This window comes from Rheinheimera sp. 1928-s (assembly GCF_029269265.1).
Classification (GTDB): Bacteria; Pseudomonadota; Gammaproteobacteria; order Enterobacterales; family Alteromonadaceae; genus Pararheinheimera.
Genome location: NZ_JARIXP010000019.1, coordinates 1 through 4,765 on the forward strand (window position 1 = coordinate 1; position 4,765 = coordinate 4,765).

The 4,765-nt window shown below is 48.2% G+C and carries 6 protein-coding genes; all 6 read right to left on the reverse strand.

The features are described 5' to 3' along the window. Nucleotides 1-61: 61 nt before the first annotated feature. Nucleotides 62-628 carry an alcohol dehydrogenase catalytic domain-containing protein gene (locus P3C17_RS21120; protein ID WP_300931232.1) on the reverse strand — a complete coding sequence of 189 codons (567 nt, stop codon included), beginning with the start codon at nucleotides 626-628 and terminating at the stop codon, nucleotides 62-64. 70 nt (nucleotides 629-698) lie between these two features. Further along, nucleotides 699-1,010 carry a metalloregulator ArsR/SmtB family transcription factor gene (locus P3C17_RS21125; protein ID WP_300931233.1) on the reverse strand — a complete coding sequence of 104 codons (312 nt, stop codon included), beginning with the start codon at nucleotides 1,008-1,010 and terminating at the stop codon, nucleotides 699-701. 107 nt (nucleotides 1,011-1,117) lie between these two features. Next, nucleotides 1,118-2,506, reverse strand: coding sequence for an NAD(P)(+) transhydrogenase (Re/Si-specific) subunit beta (locus tag P3C17_RS21130; protein ID WP_300931234.1), 1,389 nt, complete (start codon nucleotides 2,504-2,506; stop codon nucleotides 1,118-1,120). After that, on the reverse strand, nucleotides 2,503-2,799 hold the full coding sequence (locus tag P3C17_RS21135) for an NAD(P) transhydrogenase subunit alpha (protein ID WP_300931235.1): 297 nt from the start codon (nucleotides 2,797-2,799) through the stop codon (nucleotides 2,503-2,505). The genes P3C17_RS21130 and P3C17_RS21135 overlap by 4 nt, the downstream gene beginning before the upstream one ends. 2 nt (nucleotides 2,800-2,801) lie before the next feature. Beyond that, the gene (locus P3C17_RS21140) at nucleotides 2,802-3,959 is read right to left on the reverse strand and encodes an NAD(P) transhydrogenase subunit alpha (protein WP_300931236.1); all 1,158 of its coding nucleotides are present in this window, start codon (nucleotides 3,957-3,959) and stop codon (nucleotides 2,802-2,804) included. A 68-nt stretch (nucleotides 3,960-4,027) separates the two neighbouring features. Continuing rightward, nucleotides 4,028-4,765: zinc-binding dehydrogenase (locus tag P3C17_RS21145; RefSeq protein ID WP_300931237.1), on the reverse strand; the 738-nt coding region annotated here is incomplete at its 5' end.

Consider the following 4,765-nt stretch of genomic DNA (forward strand, 5'->3'; position numbering starts at 1 on the left):
CAATAGTTTGCGGCAATGGAATCATTGTGTGCCCCTTTAACGTTACTCTCGTAATGCTTTTTTAGGGTCTCGTGCCTTTTACGAACTCTGCGTTTTGCGAAGACACTGTCGTTATCACCCGCGCACCCGTAGCTTTTGCAATCTGAATGGCAATATGACCCACACCACCTGCACCACCATGCACCAGAATGGTTTCACCCACCTGCAGATTGGCCCGCGTAATCAGTGCTTCCCATACGGTACCGCCGACTAAGCTCAGTGCCGCCGCTTCCAGATGTGTCAGTGCTTTGGGCTTCAGACCCACTATTGATTCATGAGCAACATGGTATTCGGCATAGCTGCCCTGACCGACGAAGATTTCAGGGGTGTACCACACTTCATCACCTGCCTTGAATGCCGTCACTCCAGGACCTACTGCCTCAATCACGCCTGACACGTCGTGTCCTGTAATGGCTGGCAGTGGCACATAGTCTTTATAGTCACCACGTCGAACCTGATAGTCCAACGGGTTCACAGAAGTCGCATGCACCCTCACCAAAACCTGCCCCTCACCCGCTACAGGTTTGGGCAGCACCACTTCCTGAAAACTCTCTGGTCCACCAAAAGACTTTAAAATCATCGCTCGCATATTTTTTACCTATCTATATATTTGCATATCGATATATATCGATACAATGGGTTTAAAAAAAAGAGCTGTATCACAACTCTTTACCAAGGAGCTCTATCAATTTTTTGATATTCGCTTCATTTCGCTTGTAGTACGTCCATCCTCCCATCCGCTTGGACGTGACAAGACCTGCTCGTTGCAATGACGCCAAATACGTCGATGTCGTCGACTGGCTCAATCCTACGCCTTCCTGGATACTTCCAACACAGACTCCATCAACATTTACATCACCTTCATCCTGAGGCGGAAAATGCTTCTCCGGCTCCCGAAGGTTTTGCAATATTGCTAATCGCGTTGGATTACCTAAGGCTTTAAATGCTTCTAGTATGTTCATGCTCATCATTATATCTCTATATCTAAAAATATCAATATGAATTTTACGTCGTTAATCAAATAAAAAGAAGGATGTTAAACTTCCTTTTCGCAAAGTGACATCCTGTCACACACCATTCAGACTTCAGCAAACTCACGGATGATGCTGTTAATGGTTTCTTTCGCATCACCCAGTACCATGCGTGTATTGTCCTTAAAGAATAGCGGGTTGTCCACGCCAGCAAAACCAGCATCTGCAGAACGCTTCAATACGAAGACGGTTTTTGCCCGATACGCTTCAATGACAGGCATACCGTAAATGGGGCTGCCTTTCATTTCTTTCGCAGCAGGGTTAACCACGTCGTTCGCACCTATAACAATAACCACATCGTAGTTTTCCATACGCGGGTTTACGTCTTCCATTTCGTAAAGCTGATCGTAAGGGACGTCGGCTTCAGCAAGCAGCACATTCATATGACCTGGCATACGCCCAGCGACTGCGTGGATAGCATAGTCTACAGTACGACCATTCTCTTCAAGCAAGGATTGTAATTCACGCACTGCATGCTGCGCCTGCGCTACCGCCATACCGTAGCCAGGTACCACCAGCACTGATTGTGCCGCTTCCAGTACATAAAAGGCATCTTGTGCTGAAAGCACCTTGATCTCGCCTTCAATTTTTTCGCCTGCTGCAACAGGTTTAGCAAAACCTGACAGTAACACGTTGATTAATGAGCGGTTCATCGCTTTACACATAATACTGGTCAGAATAAGCCCTGATGCACCAACAAGAAGGCCAGTCACGATAAGAATAGTATTGCCTGTCGCCAAACCAGCAGCCGAAGCCGCAATGCCTGAGTAACTATTCAGTAGCGCAATGACCACCGGCATATCGGCACCGCCAATTGAGATGGTCGCCCAAAGCCCAAAGCTCAATGACAACGCAATAGCAAAGTAAAGCCAAATATGGGTTGTTGGAGCGGTAACAAATAAATACCCCACCACCGCAATGGCCACCAGGTGCAGTACACTTAACTCGCGCAAACCTTTGAAAATAAATGCCTTAGCTTTAATTTTCCCTGACAGCTTGCCCCATGCCACAACAGAACCTGAGAAGGTAATGCCTCCGACTAAAATGGTGAACAACAAGGTAACAAAGACAAATGCACTTTCGGCTTGTAACCTGGTGAGATCCATGCCCGCAAAGGTGGCCCCCCCCAATACCAGCGAGGCTAAACCGCCAAAGCCGTTAAACAGCGACACCATTTCCGGCATGGCCGTCATCTCAATGGTTTTGGCTTTCCAGGCACCTACAGCACCGCCTATTACAAAACCCAGCACAATGTAGTGGTAGCTGATAATTTGTTGATCCAGCAGCGTAATCAGCACCGCTATCAGCATACCAAGCGCAGACACAAAGTTGCCTTTTCTGGCGGTGTCAGGGTGACTTAACAATTTAAGACCTATGATAAACAACGCCGCAGCGACAACATAGGTAAAGTTGATTATGGTTAGGATATCGTTCATTTCCGTACTCCTGGTTTCTGTTTTTTCTTGAACATGCCAAGCATGCGATCGGTAACCCAATACCCTCCCACCACGTTTATGCTGGCCAAAGCGACTGCCGCCGTGCCCAAAATGGTAGTGAGTAAGTTGCTGTCACCACCTGCTGCCGCTAACGCTCCTACCAGGGTAATGCCTGAGATAGCGTTAGAACCCGACATAAGTGGAGTGTGTAAGGTTGCAGGTACTTTTCGAATCAGTTCGACTCCAAGAAAAGCAGCTAACAACACGATGAAAAGTAAGTAAATAATCTCCATGATTAGGCTCCTTTATAGGCGTTAAGTAACATGGCATTGGTGATCTTGCCGTCGTGCGCTATCACACAAGCTGCGAGAATGTCGTCTTCTAAATTCAAACCAAAGGATTTGCTCTCATCGTCAAAGAACTCATCAATCAGGTTATAAATGTTATTGGCGTACATATCCGTCGCCGCTTTCGCAACGTATTGGCTCCAATAGCCATCACCAATCACTTTTACACCATTAATTTCAACGGTTTCACCCGCTACAGAGCCTTCAACGTTACCGCCTGATGTAGCCGCCATATCGACTACCACGCTGCCTGGTTTCATCAACGCCAGGGTCTCTTTAGAAATAAGCACAGGGGGCTTGCGACCAAATAGCTGTGCTGTTGTGATCACTATGTCTGATCCGGCAATCGCATCACGTTGCGCTTCGTGCTGCTTGGCTTTTTGCTCATCAGTGAGTTCTTTGGCATAACCATCTTTGGTTTGTCCGGTCTCGCCGAGATCAATATTGAGGAATTTACCGCCAAGAGACTCTACTTGTTCTGCCACCACAGGGCGCGTGTCGTACGCCAGTACATTGGCACCTAAACGCTTTGCAGTAGCAATAGCCTGCAGACCAGCCACACCGGCGCCAATAACAAACACCTTGGCAGGCTTGATGGTGCCCGATGGGGTCATCATCATGGGTAATATTGAAGGCAATTGGTTCACAGCCTGCATAACCATGACGTAACCCGCCAAACTGGCCTGTGAGCTCAACGCATCCATCTTCTGGGCACGCGAAGAACGCGGGATCATCTCTACCGAAATGGCGGTTAAGCCTTTGTCAGCAATAGATTCAATCAGCGGCTGCTGAAAGAAAGGGTCAAGGTGACCAACCACTATGGCGCCTTTTTTCATCAAGGCTAATTGGGCTTCTGAAGGTTTATTGACCGCCACCAACATATCAACCGACGATAGCGCACTATTCACATCATCGATGATTGTCACGCCAACCTCTGCGTATTCTTTGTCTGAATAACCTGAGGACTCACCTGCACCTTGCTCAAGCAGCAAAGTCGCACCTTTTTTTACCAGTCTCTGCGCACTGCCTGGCGTAACCGCAGATCGCTTTTCCACATGACTTAGCGGATCTGGCGTTTTAGATTCATTTAATATGATGATTTTCATACACTTTCCTTACATTCTGGCCACTTGAAAGGGGGACCCTGTATAGGGTCCCAAGCCATTTAATTCAATTAAGCAGTTACATCGATGGCAATTTTGCCGCGTAACCCATTGGATTTTTGCTCAAGCCGGGCATGCGCCTGCCCCACTTCAGAGAGCGGATACACTGCACCAACAACTGGCTTCAACTGGCCTCTTTCGACCAAACGAGATAAGTCATCTAACTTGCCCCGGTTTTGACGGGTAAACACAAAGTGATAACTGGCATTGCGTCCCCAGGCTTCAATCAGGTTTTGTGGAGTAGCTATGTCGACTATGCTGACCACTCGCCCCAGTTGCGCCAGTACCAACGGGCTTTTCTGCAGCGTATCGCCACCTATGGTATCCAGCACTACATCCACACCTTTGCCATCTGTTGCTTCAAGCACGGCTTCAATGTAATCGGTTTGCTTATAGTCAATGGTGACATCGGCGCCTAAGCCTTTTACGAACTCTGCGTTTTGCGAAGACACTGTCGTTATCACCCGCGCACCCGTAGCTTTTGCTATCTGAATCGCAATATGACCCACACCACCTGCACCACCATGCACCAGAATGGTTTCACCCACCTGCAGATTGACCCGCGTAATCAGCGCTTCCCACACTGTACCGCCGACTAAGCTCAGTGCCGCCGCTTCCAGATGTGTCAGTGCTTTGGGCTTCAGACCCACTATTGATTCATGAGCAACATGGTATTCGGCATAGCTGCCCTGACCGACGAAGATTTCAGGGGTGTACCACACTTCATCACCTGCCTTGAATGCCGTCAC

Coding starts and splice junctions, on each gene's coding strand:
- P3C17_RS21135 (WP_300931235.1), bottom strand. CDS start 2,799: ATGGAGATTATTTACTTACTTTTCATCGTGTTGTTAGCTGCTTTTCTT.
- P3C17_RS21140 (WP_300931236.1), bottom strand. CDS start 3,959: ATGAAAATCATCATATTAAATGAATCTAAAACGCCAGATCCGCTAAGT.
- P3C17_RS21125 (WP_300931233.1), bottom strand. CDS start 1,010: ATGATGAGCATGAACATACTAGAAGCATTTAAAGCCTTAGGTAATCCA.
- P3C17_RS21130 (WP_300931234.1), bottom strand. CDS start 2,506: ATGAACGATATCCTAACCATAATCAACTTTACCTATGTTGTCGCTGCG.
- P3C17_RS21120 (WP_300931232.1), bottom strand. CDS start 628: ATGCGAGCGATGATTTTAAAGTCTTTTGGTGGACCAGAGAGTTTTCAG.